Here is a 21430-nt window from a genome sequence, read left to right on the forward strand (position 1 = left end):
TCATCATGGTAAGTTGTTTTCATGAATGAAAAATCAATAAAGACCAAGCATTAAATGATTAAGGGGTGTAAGGGATGAAGGAAACAAAGAAGGATTTGAGAATAAAAAGTAAAGTCATCAGTGAAGGCGTTAATCGAGTCCCGAACCGCTCGATGTTGAGAGCTGTCGGATTTACAGACGAAGACTTCAAAAAACCGATGATTGGGATAGCCAGCACTTGGAGTGAGGTAACCCCTTGTAACGTACATATCGATCGGTTAGCTCGTGAAGCGAAGAGCGGTGCAAGTGAAAATGGTGGTGCACCGATGATATTCAATACGATTACAGTAGCAGACGGAATCGCTATGGGACATGAGGGGATGTTTTACTCCTTGCCAAGTCGTGAAGTGATCGCTGATTCTATTGAGACTGTAACGAACGCTGAGCGTCTGGATGGAGTGGTAGCCATTGGAGGATGTGACAAGACAACTCCAGGGTGTCTGATTTCTATCGGTCGAATGAATATCCCATCTGTTTATGTATATGGTGGTACGATTCAACCTGGTAAACTGAACGGTGAAGATATCGACATCGTTTCTTCATTCGAAGCTGTCGGTCAATACCATGAAGGGCAAATTAATGATGAAGAACTTCATAAAGTTGAATGTCACGCCTGTCCGGGAGCTGGAGCTTGTGGTGGTATGTACACAGCTAACACGATGGCTTCTGCAGTAGAGGCTCTTGGAATGAGTATTCCCGGATCTTCTTCGACCCCTGCTGTAAATGATTATAAAGAGTCTGAATGTAAACAAGCAGGAGAACTTGTGATCGAGCTCCTGGAAAAAGAAATTTACCCTCGAGATATCATGACGAAAGAAGCGTTTGAAAATGCAATTACTGTTGTAATGGCCTTAGGAGGATCTACAAACGCATTCCTCCACTTATTAGCTATTGCTCACTCTGCAGGAGTGGATTTGGATTTGGATGATTTTGAACGAGTCAGGCAAGAAGTGCCGCATATTGCAGACATGAAGCCAAGTGGTAAGTATGTCATGCAGGATCTTTACGAGAGCGGAGGCGTGCCAGCAGTTATGAAACTGCTTCATGAACAAGGCTTGCTGCATGGGGACTGTTTGACAGTAACAGGTAAAACCATTGCAGAAAACTTGGCTGAAGTCCCTTCCTTGAAAGAGGGACAAAAAGTGATTGTTCCTTTTGATGAACCAATCAAACCGAAAGGGCCTTTAGTGGTTTTGAAAGGGAACCTTGCTCCAGAAGGTGCGGTTGCAAAAATGTCTGGTCAGAAAATCAGTCGTTTTGCAGGTCCTGCCAGAGTGTATGATAGCGAGGACGAAGCAACAGAAGCTATTGTAAGTAACGAAATCAAAGAAGGAGATGTTCTTGTCATTCGTAATGTCGGTCCTAAAGGGGGACCAGGAATGCCGGAAATGTTATCCATAACAGCAATGATTGTCGGTAAAGGACTGGGTGGAAAAGTAGCCCTCTTGACGGATGGGCGTTTTTCCGGAGGATCTCACGGATTTGTAATCGGCCACGTATCACCAGAAGCTTTTGTCGGCGGACCGATTGGATTGTTGCAGGAAGGTGATACGATCACAATCGACAGCGACTCGCAACAAATTAATTTTGAAGTATCTGAAGAAGAATATGAACGCCGGAGGAAAGAGTGGAAGCGGCCAGAACAGAAACATAAGAGAGGTGTGTTGGCGAAGTACGCGCGACTTGTCTCGTCATCCGCAAAAGGGGCAGTCACGGATTTGGACTCAGATTAATAATCAGGAGATCGCTGGCATCAGCGGTCTCTTTTTTATTGGTGTGAGAAGTCTTCTTAATGTTCAACAGAGAATATAAACAGGGCCAGGGCTAAAGGTGATGGTGCAGCAAATCGGATATTATAATAGAATGATGAAAGAGGGGGGATGAACATGACTAAAATAGGTTGGATCAGGCATGGGAGTACGTCATGGAACAAAGAAAAAAGAGCACAGGGAAAATCGGACATTCCTTTGGACGATGAGGGAAAAGCAGATGCCAGGAAACTAGCAGAGCGACTACAAAGTGATTCTTGGGATATTTTGTACAGCAGCCCGTTAAAAAGAGCCAAAGAAACAGCTGAATACATAGCGGAACAACTGGGTTTGGAGATACATGTTGACCCACGATTACTTGAGGTCGATGGCGGTCAAATAGAAGGGACTACAGAGAGAGAAAGAATTGAAAGATGGGGAGAAGGCTGGAGAACACTGGATCTTGGGATAGAAGATCCATCCAGTATACTGGAGCGAAGCAGAAACTTCATTGAGGAGATCATTCAAAAGCATGAGAAAATGAATATCATCGTAGTCAGTCACGGGGCTTTTATAAGCCATACATTAAGAGAACTGGATGCGGAAAGTATCAATGAAGAACATATGAAGAACACATCACTGTCTGAAGTGGTCCTTCATGAGGGAAAATGGAAATGTGAATTATATAATTGTGTTGTGCATTTAGAGGAATAAATGTGGAGCGGCTCAGATGGAGCCGCTCTTTTTATTATTGCTCCTTAGTATAATTCAGATCCCATATAACCCCAAAATTGTCTTTCACTTTAGCGAATGTTGCTCCCCAAAATGTATCTTGCAGTTCCATAAGGACAGTCCCATCTTTTTTTAGACGATCATAATAAGTTTGGATTTCCTCCGTGTTTTCTAACTCTAAGACTAATGAAATGTTGCTTCCTTGTTGCACAGGTTGCTCCAGGAAAGAATCGGAAACCATGATTAACAATTCTTCTTTTTTGAATCGACCGTGCATGATACGGTCGTCCATTTCGGGTGGTGTTTCGAAATCAGCTTCTCCAAAGGTCTGTACACCTGTGATTTCGCCACCGAAAACATCTTTGTAATATTCAAGAGCTTCTCTTGCATCACCATTAAAAGTAAAATAAGGCGTAGCTTGATATTTCACAGAAACACTCCTTCAATATTTATAGTCAATATCATTATACAATTACTTAACTGACACCACAAGAACGTTTGTTCGATTTTAACAATAAATAAAAGCGGTCGTCTCTGAGATAACTGCTTTCATTTCCTTTCCAAGCCTAATTATAAAAAAATTCAAAAAAGTGGTTGCATTTCCAAATGAATCACAGTAAACTGTACCATAACAGATAAACAATTAATAATCTGTTATATCAAAGGAGGAATGAAAATGAAAAAACACTCTAAAAATGTCAGTATTCCCTGCCCGCAATGTGGCTGTGAAGTAGAGGGTCACGCTTATACCTACATGATGGAATGTGATCACTGTCTCTCTAAGAAAGATGAATAATTTTGTATTATCTGTTATATATCAGAATTAAAATATAGGTATTACTATATAACAAAAAGGGGGCTGATCATGGAAACTAAACTTTCGGGGTTACAAATCCATGGAGAAATTCATAAGGGTTTTGATCAGATACTCACAGATGAAGCACTGGTATTTTTAATCAGGCTTCATGAAAAATTCAATGATGAGCGTAAACAGCTTCTGGAACACAGAAAAGATATACAGGAAAAAATCAATCAGGGGATGCGACCGGATTTTTTAATAAAAACTAAAGAAATCAGAGATGCGGAGTGGACCATTGCTCCGATTCCCGACGATTTGCAAGATCGGCGCGTTGAAATAACTGGCCCGGTAGACAGGAAAATGGTGATCAATGGATTGAATTCAGGAGCTAAAGTGTTTATGGCAGATTTTGAGGATGCCAATTCACCGACCTGGTCAAATACGATCAATGGTCAAATCAATTTAGGAGATGCGATCAGAAAGACCATCCAATTTGAAAATGAGTACGGGAAAATCTATCGGTTGAATGAACAACCTGCAGTCCTGAAAGTTCGCCCACGCGGTTGGCATTTAGATGAAAAGCATATTACTTATGAAGGTGAAGCAATGTCAGGCAGCCTGGTGGATTTTGGGCTTTATTTTTTCCACAATGCGAACCAACTGATTGTGAATGGCTCTGGTCCATACTTTTATTTGCCGAAACTGGAGAACCATCAAGAAGCGAAACTTTGGAATGAAGTTTTCGTTTTTGCCCAGCAATATTTGAATATCTCACAAGGAACAATCAAAGCAACAGTGTTATTAGAAACGATTTTAGCAGTGTTCGAGATGGAAGAAATTTTATATGAGCTGAAAGTCCACTCCGCCGGTTTGAATTGCGGCCGCTGGGATTATATTTTCAGCTATTTGAAAAAGTTTCGCCATGATGAAGACATCCTTCTGCCTGATCGAGAACACGTTACGATGACTGTGCCATTCATGAGGGCTTACTCTTTACTGACCATCCAAACATGTCATAAACGTGGTGCGCATGCCATTGGCGGTATGGCAGCTCAGATTCCGGTAAAAAAAGATTCAGATAAAAATGCCGCAGCTTTTGAAAAAGTACGGGTAGATAAGGAGAGGGAAGTGAAAGATGGCCACGATGGGACGTGGGTCGCCCACCCGGCCATGGTAGCAACTGCTATGGATATATTTAACAAATACATGCCGGAAGCCAATCAGATACACCAAAAGCGTAAGATGGACTATATTAGCGCGGAACAATTGATGGAAGCCCCAAACGGGTCAATCACCGAACAGGGCTTAAGGACGAATATAAATGTAGGGATCCAGTATATTGCATCATGGCTGGATGGTCGGGGGGCTGTACCTATTCACCATTTAATGGAAGATGCAGCAACGGCAGAAATATCAAGGGCGCAAGTATGGCAATGGACCCGTCATCCACATGGTGCACTGAGTGACGGGCGGATGATCACTTTTGAGTTATATAATGCTCTTATGGAAGAAGAAATGGTAGCGATTCAGTTGGAAGTGGGAGCGGATGATTTTGAAAATGGTTCCTACCAAAAGGCTGCACAACTTTTCGACGATTTGGTCAGGAATGAAGAATTTGAAGAGTTTTTAACGTTGAAAGCTTATCGTTATTTATCTTAAAGGGGGAATTAATTAATGAGAAATGAGCGAATAGAGAAGTTGTATAATGAATGGCAGGATGAAAGTCGTTGGTATGGAGTGAAACGCCCTTATAAGCCTGAGGATGTCATCCGATTGAGAGGATCTATTGATATTCAATATACTTTAGCTGAAAAAGGCTCAGAAAAACTGTGGAAGCTGATGAATGAAGAAGGTTATGTTCATGCGCTTGGGGCCCTCACAGGAAATCAGGCGATGCAGCAGGTAAAGGCTGGATTAAAAGCCATCTACTTAAGTGGATGGCAAGTAGCGGCAGATGCTAATCTGTCCGGACATATGTACCCGGATCAAAGCTTATATCCGGCGAATAGCGTTCCTCAAGTAGTGAAACGCATCAATCAAGCTTTACAGCGTGCCGATCAAGTCCACTACATGGAGGGGGACCAGAAAATGGATTGGTTTGCACCGATTGTAGCAGATGCAGAAGCAGGGTTCGGTGGTCAGTTAAATGTGTTTGAGCTCATGAAAGGGATGATAGAGGCAGGGGCGTCAGCTGTACACTTTGAAGATCAACTTTCCTCTGAGAAAAAATGTGGTCATCTCGGAGGGAAGGTTCTCTTACCAACACAAACAGCTGTCCGCAACTTGATTTCTGCCCGATTTGCAGCCGATGTCATGGGGGTGCCTTCTATAATCATCGCTCGGACAGATGCCAATGCAGCGAATCTGATCACAAGTGATGTGGACCCGGTTGATGAGCAATTCCTTACAGGGGAGCGGACGGCTGAAGGATTTTACAAAACGAAGCCAGGACTCGATCAGGCAATTGCACGCGGATTGGCTTATGCGCCTTATGCCGATCTTGTGTGGTGTGAAACTTCGGAACCGAATTTAGAGGAAGCGCGTAGGTTTGCAGAGGCGATCCATGAAAAATTCCCAGGGAAATTACTTGCTTACAATTGCTCGCCATCTTTTAATTGGAAGAAGAAACTGGACGATCAAAGCATTGCCGACTTCCAGCATGAATTAGGGGAGATGGGATACAAATTCCAATTTGTTACTTTGGCAGGATTCCATGCATTGAACCATGGAATGTTCGAACTTGCTCGGCAGTATAAAGACCGAGGTATGGAAGCTTATTCTGAATTACAGCAAGCAGAATTCGCGAGTGAAATACATGGCTACTCAGCAACAAGGCATCAAAGGGAAGTGGGCACTGGTTACTTTGACGAAGTTTCCCAAGTCATATCTGGTGGGACTTCTTCTACCACTGCTTTGAAAGGTTCCACTGAATACGAGCAATTCAATTCAGAAGCAATTAAATAATCCTAATCCATGTAAGCCCGCCTTTTCGGCGGGCCTTTTTCAGCTTGTCAAAGCTGTAGGAGACGCTTAATCCTTCGTTCTTCCTTATTTCTGCTATCAATAGTTCAGGCACACTTTATAAGCAATTTAATATGGTATGATATCACCTATTTTATGTGTTTGTAAAAACTCGGGAGTGATATCATGCCGGTGATTACAGGAGAGGATTACAAAAAGCGGATTGATGCAATGGAGTCAGAGGTTTGGTTTGATGGAGCAAAGGTGACAGGGAAAATATCTGATCATCCGGCTTTCAAGGGTGTAGTGGGGACTCAATCCCAGCTTTATGATATGCAGAATGAAAGCAAAATAAAAAATGAAATGACTTTTGCCTCAGAAACAACGGGGAATGATATCGGGGTATCTTACTTAATACCGAGAACAAGAGCGGATTTGGAGAAAAGGAGGATCATGATCCAGCACTGGGCGCGTATTTCTGGTGGCCTTATGGGAAGAAGCCCGGATTATATGAACACCGTTCTTGCCTCATTTGCTTCTTCGGTCGATGTTCTAGATGGAGAAGATAATTGTTATCCGGATCGGTTACTTCATTTTTATGAATACGCACGGGAAAAAGATTTATCCTTTACTCATACATTTGTGAATCCGCAAAGCAATCGGTCAAAGCTTGCGTTTTTAGAAGAAGATGTCACGAACGCCAGAATTATCGACCGAAATGAAGAAGGATTAATAATAAAAGGTGCAAAGCTATTGGCCACCCAGGGCGGAATAACCGATGAGATTCTCGTTTTCTCTGCGCCAGGTGCTCAAGAAAGTTGTCATGCATATGGTTTTTCCCTTCCAACAGATACAGATGGTTTGAAATTCGTTTGTCGTGAATCATTTGCTACTAAAGACTCGAGTTTTGATTATCCATTATCATCCCGTTTTGCGGAAATGGATACGATCGTCATTTTTGACGGGGTGCTTGTACCATGGAATCGTGTTTTTTTCCATGACAATATCCGTGCTGCTACTCAAATGTACTTGAAAGGAAAGTTTGTACCGTTTACTTTGCATCAAATCGTGTCAAGGCAAATTGTGAAAACGGAATTCTTACTTGGAATTGCCCAAAGTATTGTGGATACAATCAATATTAGCGACTATCAACATGTGCAAAGTAAAGTGGTTGAAATCGTCAAAGGATTAGAGACATTAAGAGCGTTGTTATTGATGTCAGAACATGATGCGAAAATAGATGGTTACGGTGTTATGGTCCCTTCCAAACAACCCTTATATGTAGCTGTCAATCAATTTCAGGAACTTTATCCAAGATTTACAGAGATCATTCAGCTGTTAGGGGCAAGTGGACTGATGACGATTCCAAAAGAGACTGATTTCGATACAGAAATTGGAGAGCAACTTGACCATTTCTTGCAAGGAGTTGAAGTGAAAGGAAAAGATCGTGTTGCCCTTTTCCGGCTTGCATGGGATTTGACAATGAGTGGGTTTGGTTCTAGACAGACCCTCTATGAACGATTCTTTTTCGGGGATCCGGTGAGGCTTTCTCAAACGATCTACCAAAATTTTGATGAAACCAAGTCTAAGAAGATGATTGAAGACTTCTTGTCGTTGAAGGAATAATTATGTGGTATTCATAAAAAAAGCTGACTAAATTATAGTCAGCTTTTTAACGTTTGGCATTGCTTTTTTTTGCTTTTTGTTCCAGTTGCGATCGTGGTTGTTGATCCGCGATATCCTCAGACAACCCCTGGGGATTGACAGTCGGAGCGACTTTTCTTTTTTCTGAGTTGCTTTTCTTACTCATTATGAACACCTCCTATAGATAGTGTGCAGGAAATCGTATATATTTATCCTTTCTTCTCAAAGCAGCAAATTAGGAAAAGGTTTCAAAGAATTTTTAATCTGAAGATGCAGAAACTAAGAAAAAGTTTGAGGAGGAATACATGTGAAGAAGAAAAAAGACCAAGGTGTCCGCAATTATCAGCCATCGGATTATGAGAAGGAAGACTTTGTTTCCAAGGGGTTAGCCACGACCCACGAGCAAGTTTCTGACACACTCACAGAAGGAACATTTGATGGGAAAATAGATGAAGTGGACAAAAACGGAAACCTTGTCACCCACAAAGGGAAAGAAATTAAAAGGAAGAGAAAGTAATGGGAAGGCGAAATAACCTGCTGATCCCTGAAGCGAGAGAAGGAATGGACAAACTTAAAGTGGAACTGATGGCGACTACAAATCAAGAGGACACTAAGTATGAAGTGGCCAGGGAACAGGGCATCCCTTTGAAACGTGGAAATAATGGTGACTTAACCACACGGGAAGCCGGTCAAATTGGCGGACAAATCGGAGGCCGTATGGTCAAGGAACTGATTAGAAGAGCACAGCAGCAAATAGAGGATAACCAAAAGAGGCGCTGAACACGCCTCTTTTTTTAATAGTTATCTATGGTAATACAAAAAAGTCCGCTTAGGCATTACAAAATGAACTTTGTGATCTTGTTATATTTTCACTTCAGATAAGTAATTAGAAATGCCCTCAGCGAACTGTTTGCATCTCAGTAAATCACTTTCTTCATCAGGGTTCATTTCAATCTCCAACTCTTCTTGGATAAGGTTTGCTCCAGAAATTTGCAATTGGTGTTGGATCAAGTGGACCGCTTCACAAAATTTAGGGTATGTGGGATCCCCAGAACCAAATACAGCAGCAGGAACTCCTGATAAATCGACCTCCGAAAGTTCATCATAGAAATCCTCGACTTCATATGGAAGGTCGCCGTCATTCCATGTGTAAGACCCAATAAGAATACAGTCGAATTCCTTTAAATTAGAAACCTCAATATCTTCGATTTCCTCCATTACGACCTCATGGGCGTCCTGGAGATGTGTATGAAGTAAGTCTGCGATATCCTCAGTATTTCCTGACATACTGGCAAAACCAATAAGAATGTCAGCCATAGGATCACCTTTTTTCCACAATCGTGTATTCAGGGTGCAAAGCTGTGAATTGATCGAGCTTTGTTTTATGTGAAATGAAATGTTGCTTGTTTTTATCATCTAAAGACTGATCCAGTTTATATTGGTGAAAATTGATAGCTAAGGTAAGGTCCATTTTTGTATATAGCACACCTTTTTCATATAAATCGTCAATGAAATGGGCGGACATGTAAAAAGGAGAATCATCATTTCTATAAACCCCGATATACCACCCTAAGTTTTCCACATAAAAAGGATCTCCCATTACGTGTAACAAATCTCCATATAGAAAGCGGATGGTTTGATAACAAGAACATTCCCTGTTTCCTTTTTCATACTGAAATGGGGTGAGAACGAATAAAATACTTTCCATGAACTAATCTCCTTTCGATATGTTATCATCATATTAATTGATAATGATTATCAGTGTCAAATAGTTTGAGCAAAAAATTACTTCTTTATTTGAGAAATCTAGTATAATTATAGAAATAAAATGCTTTTTCACAGAGGAGAATCCTTATGTTCGAGGTGAAAGGCTTGATTGAAGAAGTCCAATTTGACAAGGATTGTATAATCTATATCCCTGATGGATTACAATTCATCGGCCAGGGGAGAAGCGCAGCTGTATTCCGTATTCTTGAAACACAAAAAGCTGTAAAGATTTTTTATCCAGAATACAAGGGCCTGGCAGAAATAGAAGCGCACGTTTACCAGAAATTAAATAATCATGATTACTTTCCAGCTTATTATGAAGTTGGTGACGGATTTCTGTTGATGGAATATGTAGAAGGAATTACATTTTACGATTGTCTCGTTAGTGGAATACCTATTACCGAAAAGATGGTCGTGAAGGTGGATGAGGCACTGGAATTTGCTTGCAGCCTTGGATTGAATCCGTCAGATATCCATTTGAAAAACATTTTATTGACTTCTTCTGGTCAAGTGAAGGTCATTGATGTTGTCCGCTTTACCCAGGAATTTGATTGTCCTCATTGGCGTGACTTGAAAAAAGCATATGAAACGTTTTATCTAAGGCGGTATGTACCAAAAAAATTCCCTAAGTTCTTTATCGAATTTATTATCCGGCTTTATCGGAGACGACTCTTACCTATTTGAAATTTATTTAATTGATTGAAATTCACAAAAAGGTTTTGCGGCATGTTCACTTAGAGAGAAGTTTTATCTTTCTCTATTCTGGGAACTGCATTTAATATAGAGGGTTAGGTTACATGAAAACTTGATTTCAAGGCGTTTGTAGAATTCAGGGTTAACTGGGGGAGTGGTACTTTCCCGACCTTCAACCTTTCCTTTAGTAACGGAAAACTTCAATTTAAAAAATCATCATAAACTTTTAACCGAAAAAAGAAAGGTGGAGTTGAAAATGACACAACACCGTTTGAGTGAAGTAGAGATAGGAAAGAATTATAAAGCAAAGGAATTGGATAGTTTTGTGTCTACAACTGATGTAGTCGTCCTATCCAATAACGAAGAGCAATTGTTTACGGATCCTGATCGGGAATATAAGGTGGTAACTGCATTTGCTGGATTCTTTGAGCATTCTTCGGAAGTTGGGGAAAAGTATTACCGTGAAAAGAAAGCATATGTTGTTGAAAAAATATAAATTATAAAATGAGCGGGCCATTCAATTTAAATGGCCCGCTTTTTGTATGACTGGGAAATCCAGTGACTGGCCCTTTTTTGTCGTAAGAAACTTGGGACACTGGCGTCATTATTTTTGACTTGCGGGCAAAAGTGATCGACTAATACCGGAGCTTCATCAAAATCTCTCTGATTTCATCGTCCTCTATCAATACAGATTCATATTTCTTTGTGATCTCGGTAAGGGCAACATCATGATAGAAAAACTCAGTAAAGAATTTGACGAGTGGTTTGGATAGGGTATGTATGCCCTGAAAGTACCCTTTTTCCACCCCTGCAAAAAGAATTTCCTGCTCATCTACAATCACTATTTTATGCCGCTCCAAGGCTTCATGCTGCTCATCAGGTAATAGTAAATGAGAAGGAATATTTCCAGTGTCAAGGTCCCCTACTGATAAAAGCTCGATATTTACACCTTCCTTATGTTTTTTTTGTAAATGAGGAAGGAGCGGGGTCAGCTCATCACTCCAACCGGTAATTAATATTTGTTTGTCAGCTTTTTGAATGCACTCCTTGATCAACACGGATATAGAAGTATCATTTTGTAAGGTCCATACTCGGTCATCCGAATCGGGGAGGCTGAATTCTTTAATCTTCAATTCTTCGACATTGGATTGGAATTCCGAAGTCAGTTTTTCAATTGTTGTTTCCAATGGTAAGGCAGTGTAAAGTTTCTTCCGGTCATTGAACGAGGTGAGTATCATACCTTTTTCTACAAGACGCTGCAAAACTTCATAAACTTTGGATTTGGGTACTTGCGAATATTTGACGATTGTGGTGGCGTCCATTGGCGAGTTGCTTGCTGTAAGTACTTCAAAGACCTGGCTTTCATATTGAGTGAATCCGAATTTTTGTAACATGGAGAACCTCTCTTCAGACTATTCTACTTTCAAATATACAATGATTGATCAAAACCGTAAACTTTTCCTCTTGTTTTCTTCGTGAGTAGTGGTTACCATTATAGTGGTAACCTAAAAGAGAGGATAATAAACAATGAATAAAAAAGTCTATCTGTTAGCGCTTGTTGCTTTTGTAGTTGGGACTGTGGAATTGATTATTGGTGGGATTTTGGACTTAGTAGCAGAAGATCTTGGTGTGTCCCTTGGAGAAGCAGGGTTGCTCATCACTATTTTTTCCTTGGTTTTTGCAATCGCGTCACCGATTTTATTGACGGCTACAGCTAAATTCGATCGGAAAAAGCTAATGGTAGTAACACTAACCGTATTCTTCTTAGGAAACCTCATGGCTTTTTGGAGTCCAAATTACTCCACCATCATGGCAGCTAGAATCATTACAGCAGCCAGTGGATCCTTACTTGTAGTCCTTGCTGTTACAATAGCCTCTGCAATCGTAGCACCCGAATATCGAGGTAGGGCGATTGGTACTATTTTTATGGGGATCAGTGGATCTCTCGTACTTGGGGTGCCGATCGGTTTAACCATTGGTAATGCCTTCGGATGGAGGGCACCGTTCTTATTCATCAGTATACTGACTTTGCTTTCTATTTCAGCAGTCGCTTTGACATTAGGACATATTGCACCAAAGCCTGTAGTATCTGTAAAAGAACAACTTCGTACACTGAAGGATAAAAAGATTTTCACAGCACAGTTCACTTCATTTCTGTTCTTAACAGGACATCTCGCTTTATATGCCTATCTAACCCCTTTCCTAAAGACTGAAATGGGCTTGGACGGGACATGGGTAAGCATCGTCTACTTCATCTTCGGAGTAGCCGCTGTGCTCGGTGGTGGAGTAGGAGGATTTCTATCTGACAAATTCGGATCGGAAAAGAGTATCATCGGGATTATCGTTATGTTTGCGATTGCTATTTTCTCGATTCCTTATGTAACCTTCTCTTTACCTTTATTTTTGATTGCGATGATCATTTGGAGTGCGTTAAGTTGGGCGATCACTCCGGCGCAACAAAACTATTTAATCAACTCAGCTCCTGAAACATCTGACATTCAACAAAGTCTGAACAATTCAGCATTGCATTTCGGAATTGCCTTTGGTTCATCCATTGGCGGGATAGTCATTGAACAAGCTTCTGTGGTTCATAATGCTACAGTGGGCGGTGTGTTTATATTGTTCTCCCTTGCTACAGCTTGTTTCTCAATTACACGAGGCAAAGAATCATACGACCAAAAGACTGTGCATCAGTCATAATCCTACGAAAATCCTTACCTTAATCAAGGTAGGGATTTTTTATACGCCCCTTAAAAAGCCATTTCTGTAATTATTTCTCCATGAAATAATACGGGGAAAGTTTAGTTAAGTTGCCTACAGCTGGAGAGAATAATTGAAACGAAAGCGTTGCATACTATCTTTGTTCAACCACGAAGGAGGGGAATTTCATGGGTAGAGATGAACACAATAATGGTAAAGGCAAAAAGAAATATAAACTGCCACAAACACCGAAAAATGAAAAAAATAAAAATATCGATGTAGAGTTCTCTGAAGAGTTAGCAGATCGTGATGATAAAATCGCGAAAGAGAGAAGCAAAGCGGCCGACCGCCGCGCTCACAAAAGAAAGTAAATGTAAATGAGAGAAATATCCACCTCAAGTCATCCAATATTTGGGTGACTTGAGGTGGAATTATATGTAAAATGTCAGCAGTGAATTTTTTGTACAGTTTAAATTGTTTTAACTTTAGTCATTTTATGCTATAATTTTCAACTGTGTTCAAATATATCTAATATCTAACTCACATACTTAGAGGAGGCAGAAGAAATGACAAAATTACGTAAATGGCTCCCAGCTGTTTTCTTGGGGATCTTGTTGACCCTGGCAGCTTGTGGCGGCTCAGAAGATGAAGCAACTGAAGGAAATGAAAATGAAGGTTCGGATGCGGAAACTTCAGAGGACAAAGGTACAATTACGATTGGTATGAATAACTGGGCAGAAAACGTTGCCGTATCAAACATGTGGAAACTTGTTCTAGAGGAAAAGGGTTACACGGTTGAACTGAACCAAGTAGAAAAGGGCTTTTTGTATGAAGCACTTTCCAGTGGTGATTTAGATATTGGTATGGAAATCTGGTTACCGAATACAGATAAATCGTTCTATGAGAAGTATAAAGAGGACATTGACTGGCGTGAAACATGGTATGAAGGAACGAAATTAGGTCTAGCAGTTCCAAGTTATATGGAAGACATCAATACGATCGAAGACTTAAAAGGGTCTGATGCTTTTGAGGACAAACAAATTGTAGGTATTGATGCCGGCGCTAGTATCATGTCTTTAACTGAGGATGTAATCAGTGAGTATGAGCTCGATTATTCTCTGGCAGCTTCATCAGAGCCGACAATGATCACTGAATTGAAAAGTTCTTTGGAAAGTGAAGAACCGATTGTAGCTACGCTTTGGAAGCCACACTGGGTTTTTGCTGAAATGGATCTTAAATTCTTAGAGGATACAAAGAATGTGTATGGTGATTCAGAAAACATTTCATATGCTGCTCGTAAAGGATTAGAGGAAGACCAGCCAGAAGTAGTGAAATGGTTTGATAATTTCATGTTGACTGATGACCAGCTTGCAAGCTTAATGGCATCTATTAACAAAGCTGAAACTGAAGAAGAAGGCGCACAAAAATGGATCGATGAAAACCAAGATATAATCGATGAGTGGACAAAAGAATAAATCTTTCGGACAACCTGCTTAATCCGAGCAGGTTGTTTTTTTTATCAGGAAAAATTATAAAATCAGCCTATTGATATTTTGTCATACAAGGGCATGGAAAATCACAAGGAAACTCGAATGGAGAATTTTCTGATATTAACTGTTATAATCGTAAATTGAGACCATTTTTTAGAAAAAAAGGGAGCGTTAATATCTATGGGAAATACCAGCATACATAATGCAAAAGAATCGATTGGGCGTGTCATATTAGGTAAAAATGATGTAGTAGAATTATTATTCATATCTATTATCGCAGATGGACACGTTTTGTTAGAAAGTGTCCCAGGATCAGGGAAAACGAAGCTTGCCAAAAGTTTTGCTAAAGTCATGAATGGTAAATTCAGTCGTATTCAATTTACCCCGGATGTATTGCCGAGTGATGTGACTGGTATCCAATTTTTCAATCCTAAAACGCAGGAATTTGAATTGAGAAAGGGTCCTGTAATGACAAACGTACTACTTGCCGATGAAATTAATCGGGCCACACCGAAAACACAGTCCAGTTTGTTGGAAATCATGGAGGAAAAACAGACAACGGTTGATGGACAAACATTAAAGATTGAAGCTCCGTTGTTTGTAATCGCTACGCAAAATCCTGTAGAAGGAAATCACGGTACTTTTCCTTTGCCAGAAGCCCAGCTCGATCGATTTTTGTTCAAAATAGATATGGGTTATCCTTCTGAAGTGGAAGAAAAGAATATTTTACGGACTTATCAACAAGATGAACCATACGGGGACTTGGAAGCCGTCATCGGTCTGGAAGAAATCTTAACCCTTCGAAATGAAGCTAAGGAAGTTGAAATGGAAGACGATACGATGAATTACTTATTGGATCTGGTACGCATGACAAGAGAGAATTTACATATTGATTTAGGTGTGAGTACAAGAGGGGCTTTAGCTTTCATGAGAGCATGTCAGGCAAAAGCTTTGTTGAATGGCAGTGAGTACGTGACACCTGAAGATGTAAAAACGTTAGCCCCCTATGTTTTTGAGCATCGTATTGTACTATCAATGGAAGGATCGATTCGAAAAACAAATGCGCAAGTCGTAAATGAAGTTATTGAAGAAGTACCGGTACCGGTGGAAACAGGCGCAGGACGTTGAAGGTATGGAAAAAATATGACGGACAAAGTGAGAGATATTATGATGGTTTACTCGCTGTAGTAGTATTGACGGGCTTAATCGGTTTTATCATCAATCAGCCTTTGTTATTCGTACCGACCGGTTTGCTCCTCTCATTACTGTTAGCAAGTAAACTTTATGATCGTTTTAGTGGTTCGAACTTACATCTGCATGATTCTAAACGTTCCATCCGGTTGTTCCCTGGTGATGCCACCCACCTAAGTATTCGTATGAATAACCTATCCAGAATTCCGGTTTTGAATGGGATGCTTACTTTTCAAATTGATAAATCAGTTCGCAGTTCAGGAGGTATGGAGAGGGGGGGTAATGATGAGTTATCTTACCGGCTGCCATTATCTCTGATCAGCCACGGTGAGTCAGAGGTCGATCTGCCTATCCAAGCCGAAAGTCGCGGGGTTGCAAAAATAAAGGGGGTTATGTTCAGCTATCCACATTTATTGAGGTTTTCTCCTATCAAGATGGAGTATAATCCCACTTATAATACCGAGTTCATTGTGTACCCGAAGCCAAAAAAGATTCATGGAATAGATGAGGTTTTTCATATGTCCATGGGGGAGCATCCTGCCTCTCTTTCTCCATTTGAAGATATTTTGACACCGATCGGAACTCGTGATTATGTGCCTTCTGACCCCTTTCATCGTATCCATTGGAAGGCCAGCGCTAAAACCAACACTCTCAAGACGAAAGTATATGAACGCCAAATTGATATCAGTTGGACGATATTAGTCAATGTTACCGAACATACGAGGTTGGGGAACGAACATCTTTCTCCCGAGATGGAGGACTTGTTGTCTTATGCCTGCGATTTATGCTATTACGCGACTGAGCATGGATATCCTTATGAAATGGTGGTAAATATGCGTCGTCCTCATCAAAAACCTTATTTTTACCAGTCAGAGGGAGAAGGTAATCAACACTTGCGTGATTCTTTGGAATTGTTAGCACGAGTTGAAAAGAAACAAATTCCTTTACCTATGAATGAAATGATGTATCGCTTAAGTCATCAATTTTATAAACAGAAGACCGTCATCATTTTAGGGGAGGTCCCCGACCAATCTCTTCCGTACGTAAAACAATGGGAAGCTAAAGGAATCAGAGTAATCAGGTTGTATGTAGAGGATACGTTCGCTACGCTCGCCCCGATCAGATTGAAGGAGGGTCAGCTATGATTGAAGGGAAGAAAAATCTGACACTCGCATATCAGTATCTGGGAGAGTCGCTGCTCCTTTACTTTATAATATATCCCGTCGCCGCATGGTCAACGGCATCCATGCCTTTCTGGTCTTACCTTATTTCAGCTCTGGTTTCATTGTTGGTCTTCCAGATTGGGACCCATTATTTTGAGGGGTTCCTGCCCTATTTTTTATCCCCTGTGCTTGTGCTTTTGCTGGCTTATATGACTGGAGTGCATTTTTATTTATCTTTGATCATCGTATTCGTATTCATATGGCGTTTTTATATTCATGAACAGGAGCCGGATTTGGAGAATGAACGTTTTTTGCTTTTTTCCACGACTGTCTGCGCTTTTCTCATGCTGATCCTGTTCAATGATAACGATCTATTAGCTGCTTTACTCTTACAATATTTGGTGGTTATAGCAGGATATACTGCTTCTCATTATTTCCAGTCAGAAAAATTGAAAAGGAAAAGCAGTCTGAAAAACTTATTCATGTTAAGTGCCTTATTGGCTGTGGGTCTGGCATTAGTGATTGGGCTTTTACCGCAAATACGGTATGTTTTAGGAACCATTTGGAGTGCGGGATCTTATTTGTTTTTAATGCTGGTGAACCGGTTCTTTACTGTCCTTGCCTGGGCTGGTTTAGAAGTCTCTGAAATTGAGCCGTTGGAAAGAGAGACATCATTAGAAGTGAACTCTTCTGAAAAATTGTTTAATAAAGAAGAAAATATGCAGTTACTTGATTCAGACTCTACAGAACAGGTTGCTCAAGCTACTGAATCAGTAGTAGTATTCCTTCTTATTTCAGGGATTATCTTAACCTTGTTTCTATTGAACTACATAAGGAAACGAAAAGGTGTAGAAAATGAACCTGACCTGGAAGGTGTTTCCTATAGGTATTCTTCTCACTCAATTGATGGGAGCAGTAAAATTCCTTCATTTCGCTTTAGAAGGTCCGAAACCAAAGGTCAAATCAGAGAACATTTCCTTGATTTTGAAAAGTTCGCAGCTAAATATGGGGTAGGAAGAGCCCCAAATGAACCTATTGAGGATTGGTTTAACCGCGTGGATCTTGATGTAAATTCCACAAATTTATATCAACAGGTGCGATACGGTGCTAAAGACTTGAATGAAGAAGAGAAACAGTGTTTTTTCAAAAGAATAAATGAGCTTAAGCGACAGATTAAAGAAAGAAATAAATAATTTAGTTAAGAAAAATGTCTTAGAACGAGTTTAAGCGCTCCTTATTCAGGAAACATATGTTGTAGAAGACATTCTTACCATTTGAAAGGAGTCGCTGTTTTATGGACTTGAACAAAGAAATAAAGAAATTGGAACAAATACACTTAGAAAAACCACAAAAAGTATTCACAATGTATTTAAATACCGATCCTTCTGACCCTGAGCAACAAGGGGGAGAATGGAAAATTCATCTGAAAAATGGTCTTAATAACTTTGAATCCTATCTTCAGGAAGATGGAGATTCAGATGAAATAAGAAATTATTGGGCTGTAAAAGAAAAAGTACAACAGTATGTTGAAGAAAATGAACAACATTTTGCGAAAAGTATCGTGCTCTTCGCTACAGGTGATGAAACCGTATGGTTCGCTGAGCGTTTCCAAATGCCGGTGAAAACGGAATTTTTCTGGGAAGAGACACCGGTGCTTGATCAGTTAAAACAAATGCAGAACGATTTTCCGAAAACGGGTGTCATTCTAACCCAAAAGAATCACATTAAACTGATTGATGCAGAACTTGGTACTTTGAAAGATACGCAACTCTTTGAATTAGATTTGAATACAGAGGATTGGCGTCAACACCAAGGCCCGCACCGTGCTCAACCATCCATGGGATCTGGTGGTGCAAAATCTTCCAAACAGGATGAATTCAAGGAAAGATTTGAAGCTAACCGTTATCGTTGGTACAAGAGCGTTGCGCCTAAACTTGATAAACTTGCGAAGGAATATGGATGGGAACGCTTCTACCTTGTCGGTGATAAGGAAGAACTCAAGGATTTACAAGACAACATGAACAAAGAAGCAAACGATATGATTAATAAGAATCTGTTAGATCATGAAGAAATGCACGTGCTGGATGAAGTCGTCCAATAAATAAAACTAAGAGGTACTGGTAATATTACCAGTACCTCTTTTTAGTGTTAAGGCATGGAGAATGTTAACATATACATAGAGAAAATTAGTATGATAAAATAATATTCAATGAAATTACGTAGATTGGAGACATTCATATGTTCGTTGTAGACTCAACGGTCATCGTCCCTGAGCATAAAGCCGAAGACTTGATTAATATATACAAAAAGCGTTCTCGGTGCGTAGATGAAGCAGAAGGCTTTCATTCTTTTCAATTACTTCAAAATGATCGAAAACCAGGAGAGTTGACCGTCCATCTGGAATGGGAGTCAAAAGAAGCCTACTTGAATTGGGCACGTAGCGAGCAGTTCAAGAAGATACATGAACTTGAAAAACGTTACCCTGACCAAGAATTGCAAGGCATCGTACCTAAGGTTTCTAAATATGAGGTGGTCGCTACGTGAATAAATCAGAACAGAGTCGTCTAGTTCAACAAGTAGTAGACGAGATTTACAGCGCCTATCCATTTTTATGGGAAAAGTTCGGTCAAAATGGGAGAGAGCGAACAGAGGAAGATAATTTTCACCATTTAGACCATTTGTATGCTGCATATGAAATGGATAGTGCAGCGTTTTTTATTGATTATACGAATTGGCTGAATACTGTTTTGACGTCAAGAGGTGTATCCACCCAAATAATCATCGATAATTATAAAAGGTTAGTTCGTTTATTGGATGAATCACATATAGAAAATGAAAATGAAAAAAGAGTATATATCGCTTATTTGGAACAAGCATTGGAACATTTACATACTCTTGTAAAGAGGTGAGCCATTTGAATACACAGCAGGAAAAACTTGCCCGATATTTCTTGAGTGGAGATGATGAAGGCGCATTAGAATATACGAAGGCTCTTTTAGAAGATCATCCCAGGGCTTTCCTTTTTGGTGACATATTGACCCCTGCGATGTATTATATCGGAGAACTTTGGGAGCGTAATGAAATTTCTGTCGCTGATGAACATCTGGCCACAGCGATTTGCGATTTTGTGTTATCAAGACTTGAGGGAGAAAACGTGACACAAGATAGGAAGACACAAAAAAATAATAAAGCCATTTTGTTCGGTGTTGAAGAAGAGCAACACTATATAGGATTGAAAATGGTGGCAGAGACCTTCAAAGGTAGGGGTTGGCGTGTGAGATATCTAGGCCCTAACCTGCCTTTGGATCATTCTTTGGTTCAAATAAATAAATTCCGCCCTGATGTTATCGGTATCTCAGCCGCCCTCTCTTATCGTTTGCCTATGATAAAAGTATTAATAGAACGCTTTTCCCGATTGGAGTGGAAGCCTCTCATCATGATCGGTGGGCGCATGGCGACTAAATACGAATTGGAGAACTTCGAATCAGAACAAGTAATGGTCATGAGGGATTTGAGCTGTCTGAATAAATGGTTTGATGAAGGAAGGAATGAAGTATTCAATGAAACGAGTTGATCGATCCTTTCCTCTTCCATTCTTTATTATCAATAAAAAGTTCATCATACAATCATACTCTCAAGAAGCGGAAACGATGTTCGGAGAGAGGGAAAACTTACTCGATGTCTTTGATGAAGATAGTATGGATAAAATCAGGAAATGGGTCACACCTGATATCAAAAAGTTATCATTAGAAAGCCATTTGAAACCTCTGGGAGAAGCGATCAGTCCCATCACTTGTGATGTGCACGTAAATTGGAAAAATGATTTATATGCTGAAGTATTGGTTATAACGAAAGACGATCAATTGACAAAAGTCACGAAAACTATGGATCAATTGCGATCGCGGTTGAATGACACCAACTTTGAACTATTTGAAGAGAAAGAAAAGTTGGAAGAGGCTATTCAACAGAGCAACCGGTTATCAGCACCTTTCATCCAGTTGACGAGCGATACAGCACTTGTACCATTATTTGGTGATATTACAGAAGATAAGATGTTTACAGTAGAAGATCATTTACTCCATTCTTCACAAATTGGAGAAACCGAACGTATCCTTTTTGATTTTACAGGTGTCGGGGAATTAATACATGAAGGAACCTATGTGTTGAAAAATATCATGACTTCACTCTATTATATGGGGGCTGAGGTTGTCATAACCGGAGTGCGGCCGGACCACGTGAAAAATTTCCAAGCAATGCAATTCCCCTCAAAAATCAATTTTATGAACTCTTTGCAGCAAGCAGTTCGGAAATACTGTGGAAAGTGAAAAGTAGTTTTGTTTAGGAGAGTACTGCCACTAAGGTGGACCTTTAAACGGAACTGCTCTTTTTATTTTCATTACTTGGAAAGAGTTATGGAATAATTCGCTACATAATCTCTACTTACCTTTTGGCCCTCTCTTTCTCACGAGGGCTCCCTAATATTCTAATTTATCCACCGGTTTA

Annotated in this window: 25 protein-coding genes; 20 read left to right on the top strand and 5 right to left on the bottom strand. The window is 40.1% G+C overall.

From position 1 onward, the window contains the following. Nucleotides 1–74: 74 nt before the first annotated feature. Nucleotides 75–1772 (top strand): dihydroxy-acid dehydratase, encoded by a 1698-nt coding sequence (gene ilvD / locus HLI_RS16740; protein WP_128526057.1) that lies wholly within the window; start codon nt 75–77, stop codon nt 1770–1772. A 153-nt stretch (nt 1773–1925) separates the two neighbouring features. Further along, nucleotides 1926–2501, top strand: a complete 576-nt coding sequence (locus HLI_RS16745; protein ID WP_128526058.1) for a histidine phosphatase family protein — start codon at nt 1926–1928, stop codon at nt 2499–2501. A gap of 34 nt (nt 2502–2535) precedes the next feature. Here HLI_RS16745 and HLI_RS16750 read toward each other — a convergent pair whose 3' ends face one another. Further along, on the bottom strand, nt 2536–2949 hold the full coding sequence (locus HLI_RS16750) for a VOC family protein (RefSeq protein WP_128526059.1): 414 nt from the start codon (nt 2947–2949) through the stop codon (nt 2536–2538). A gap of 435 nt (nt 2950–3384) precedes the next feature. On the opposite strand from HLI_RS16750, the gene aceB reads away from it, so the two are divergent. The 3 genes from aceB to hpaB all read left to right on the top strand — a co-directional run bounded on the left by aceB (nt 3385) and on the right by hpaB (nt 7905). Continuing rightward, on the top strand, nt 3385–4977 hold the full coding sequence (aceB, locus tag HLI_RS16755) for a malate synthase A (protein ID WP_128526060.1): 1593 nt from the start codon (nt 3385–3387) through the stop codon (nt 4975–4977). Nucleotides 4978–4992: 15 nt separating this feature from the next. Next, a complete protein-coding gene (aceA, locus tag HLI_RS16760) occupies nt 4993–6282 on the top strand; it encodes an isocitrate lyase (protein WP_128526061.1) in 1290 nt (429 codons plus the stop codon). A gap of 183 nt (nt 6283–6465) precedes the next feature. Continuing rightward, complete coding sequence (hpaB, locus tag HLI_RS16765) at nt 6466–7905, top strand: 4-hydroxyphenylacetate 3-monooxygenase, oxygenase component (protein ID WP_128526062.1); 1440 nt, start codon at nt 6466–6468, stop codon at nt 7903–7905. Between the two features lie 46 nt (nt 7906–7951). Here the strand turns inward: hpaB and HLI_RS21775 are convergent, their stop codons facing one another. After that, nucleotides 7952–8089, bottom strand: coding sequence for a hypothetical protein (locus HLI_RS21775; RefSeq protein ID WP_164908594.1), 138 nt, complete (start codon nt 8087–8089; stop codon nt 7952–7954). A gap of 141 nt (nt 8090–8230) precedes the next feature. Here HLI_RS21775 and HLI_RS16770 point away from each other — a divergent pair, with 141 nt between their 5' ends. Both HLI_RS16770 and HLI_RS16775 read left to right on the top strand, forming a co-directional pair. Continuing rightward, nucleotides 8231–8440, top strand: coding sequence for a YozQ family protein (locus HLI_RS16770; RefSeq protein ID WP_128526063.1), 210 nt, complete (start codon nt 8231–8233; stop codon nt 8438–8440). After that, the gene (locus HLI_RS16775) at nt 8440–8703 is read left to right on the top strand and encodes an alpha/beta-type small acid-soluble spore protein (protein ID WP_128526064.1); all 264 of its coding nucleotides are present in this window, start codon (nt 8440–8442) and stop codon (nt 8701–8703) included. The genes HLI_RS16770 and HLI_RS16775 overlap by 1 nt, the downstream gene beginning before the upstream one ends. An 81-nt stretch (nt 8704–8784) precedes the next feature. Here the strand turns inward: HLI_RS16775 and HLI_RS16780 are convergent, their stop codons facing one another. Both HLI_RS16780 and HLI_RS16785 read right to left on the bottom strand, forming a co-directional pair. Then, entirely contained in the window at nt 8785–9240 is a 456-nt protein-coding gene (locus HLI_RS16780; RefSeq protein ID WP_128526065.1) for a flavodoxin, read from the bottom strand. A gap of 4 nt (nt 9241–9244) precedes the next feature. Continuing rightward, complete coding sequence (locus HLI_RS16785) at nt 9245–9631, bottom strand: hypothetical protein (RefSeq protein WP_128526066.1); 387 nt, start codon at nt 9629–9631, stop codon at nt 9245–9247. A 146-nt stretch (nt 9632–9777) separates the two neighbouring features. Here HLI_RS16785 and HLI_RS16790 point away from each other — a divergent pair, with 146 nt between their 5' ends. Next, nucleotides 9778–10374, top strand: a complete 597-nt coding sequence (locus tag HLI_RS16790) for a serine/threonine protein kinase (RefSeq protein ID WP_128526067.1) — start codon at nt 9778–9780, stop codon at nt 10372–10374. A 265-nt stretch (nt 10375–10639) separates the two neighbouring features. Further along, on the top strand, nt 10640–10879 hold the full coding sequence (locus HLI_RS16795; protein ID WP_128526068.1) for a hypothetical protein: 240 nt from the start codon (nt 10640–10642) through the stop codon (nt 10877–10879). A 139-nt stretch (nt 10880–11018) separates the two neighbouring features. Here the strand turns inward: HLI_RS16795 and HLI_RS16800 are convergent, their stop codons facing one another. Further along, nucleotides 11019–11777, bottom strand: a complete 759-nt coding sequence (locus HLI_RS16800; protein ID WP_128526069.1) for a TrmB family transcriptional regulator — start codon at nt 11775–11777, stop codon at nt 11019–11021. A gap of 133 nt (nt 11778–11910) precedes the next feature. On the opposite strand from HLI_RS16800, the gene HLI_RS16805 reads away from it, so the two are divergent. The 11 genes from HLI_RS16805 to HLI_RS16855 all read left to right on the top strand — a co-directional run bounded on the left by HLI_RS16805 (nt 11911) and on the right by HLI_RS16855 (nt 21252). Beyond that, a complete protein-coding gene (locus HLI_RS16805) occupies nt 11911–13083 on the top strand; it encodes an MFS transporter (protein WP_128526070.1) in 1173 nt (390 codons plus the stop codon). A gap of 188 nt (nt 13084–13271) precedes the next feature. Beyond that, a complete protein-coding gene (locus HLI_RS16810; protein WP_128526071.1) occupies nt 13272–13454 on the top strand; it encodes a YfhD family protein in 183 nt (60 codons plus the stop codon). A gap of 195 nt (nt 13455–13649) precedes the next feature. Then, nucleotides 13650–14558: a glycine betaine ABC transporter substrate-binding protein gene (locus HLI_RS16815; protein ID WP_128526072.1), complete on the top strand. Its 909-nt coding sequence runs from the start codon at nt 13650–13652 to the stop codon at nt 14556–14558. Between the two features lie 195 nt (nt 14559–14753). Beyond that, nucleotides 14754–15701, top strand: coding sequence for an AAA family ATPase (locus HLI_RS16820; protein WP_128526073.1), 948 nt, complete (start codon nt 14754–14756; stop codon nt 15699–15701). Continuing rightward, complete coding sequence (locus HLI_RS16825; RefSeq protein ID WP_128526074.1) at nt 15698–16909, top strand: DUF58 domain-containing protein; 1212 nt, start codon at nt 15698–15700, stop codon at nt 16907–16909. The genes HLI_RS16820 and HLI_RS16825 overlap by 4 nt, the downstream gene beginning before the upstream one ends. Further along, a complete protein-coding gene (locus HLI_RS16830; protein WP_128526075.1) occupies nt 16906–18120 on the top strand; it encodes a hypothetical protein in 1215 nt (404 codons plus the stop codon). Before HLI_RS16825 ends, HLI_RS16830 begins: the two co-directional genes overlap by 4 nt. A gap of 101 nt (nt 18121–18221) precedes the next feature. Then, complete coding sequence (locus HLI_RS16835) at nt 18222–19028, top strand: VLRF1 family aeRF1-type release factor (RefSeq protein WP_128526076.1); 807 nt, start codon at nt 18222–18224, stop codon at nt 19026–19028. A 137-nt stretch (nt 19029–19165) separates the two neighbouring features. Next, a complete protein-coding gene (locus tag HLI_RS16840; protein ID WP_128526077.1) occupies nt 19166–19471 on the top strand; it encodes an antibiotic biosynthesis monooxygenase family protein in 306 nt (101 codons plus the stop codon). Continuing rightward, nucleotides 19468–19836: a hypothetical protein gene (locus HLI_RS16845; RefSeq protein WP_128526078.1), complete on the top strand. Its 369-nt coding sequence runs from the start codon at nt 19468–19470 to the stop codon at nt 19834–19836. The genes HLI_RS16840 and HLI_RS16845 overlap by 4 nt, the downstream gene beginning before the upstream one ends. Before the next feature lie 5 nt (nt 19837–19841). After that, a complete protein-coding gene (locus tag HLI_RS16850) occupies nt 19842–20501 on the top strand; it encodes a cobalamin B12-binding domain-containing protein (RefSeq protein ID WP_128526079.1) in 660 nt (219 codons plus the stop codon). Beyond that, complete coding sequence (locus tag HLI_RS16855) at nt 20488–21252, top strand: STAS domain-containing protein (protein ID WP_128526080.1); 765 nt, start codon at nt 20488–20490, stop codon at nt 21250–21252. Before HLI_RS16850 ends, HLI_RS16855 begins: the two co-directional genes overlap by 14 nt. The last annotated feature ends 178 nt before the right edge of the window (nt 21253–21430 follow it).

It is taken from the genome of Halobacillus litoralis, assembly GCF_004101865.1.
Taxonomy (GTDB): Bacteria; Bacillota; Bacilli; order Bacillales; family Halobacillaceae; genus Halobacillus; species Halobacillus litoralis_A.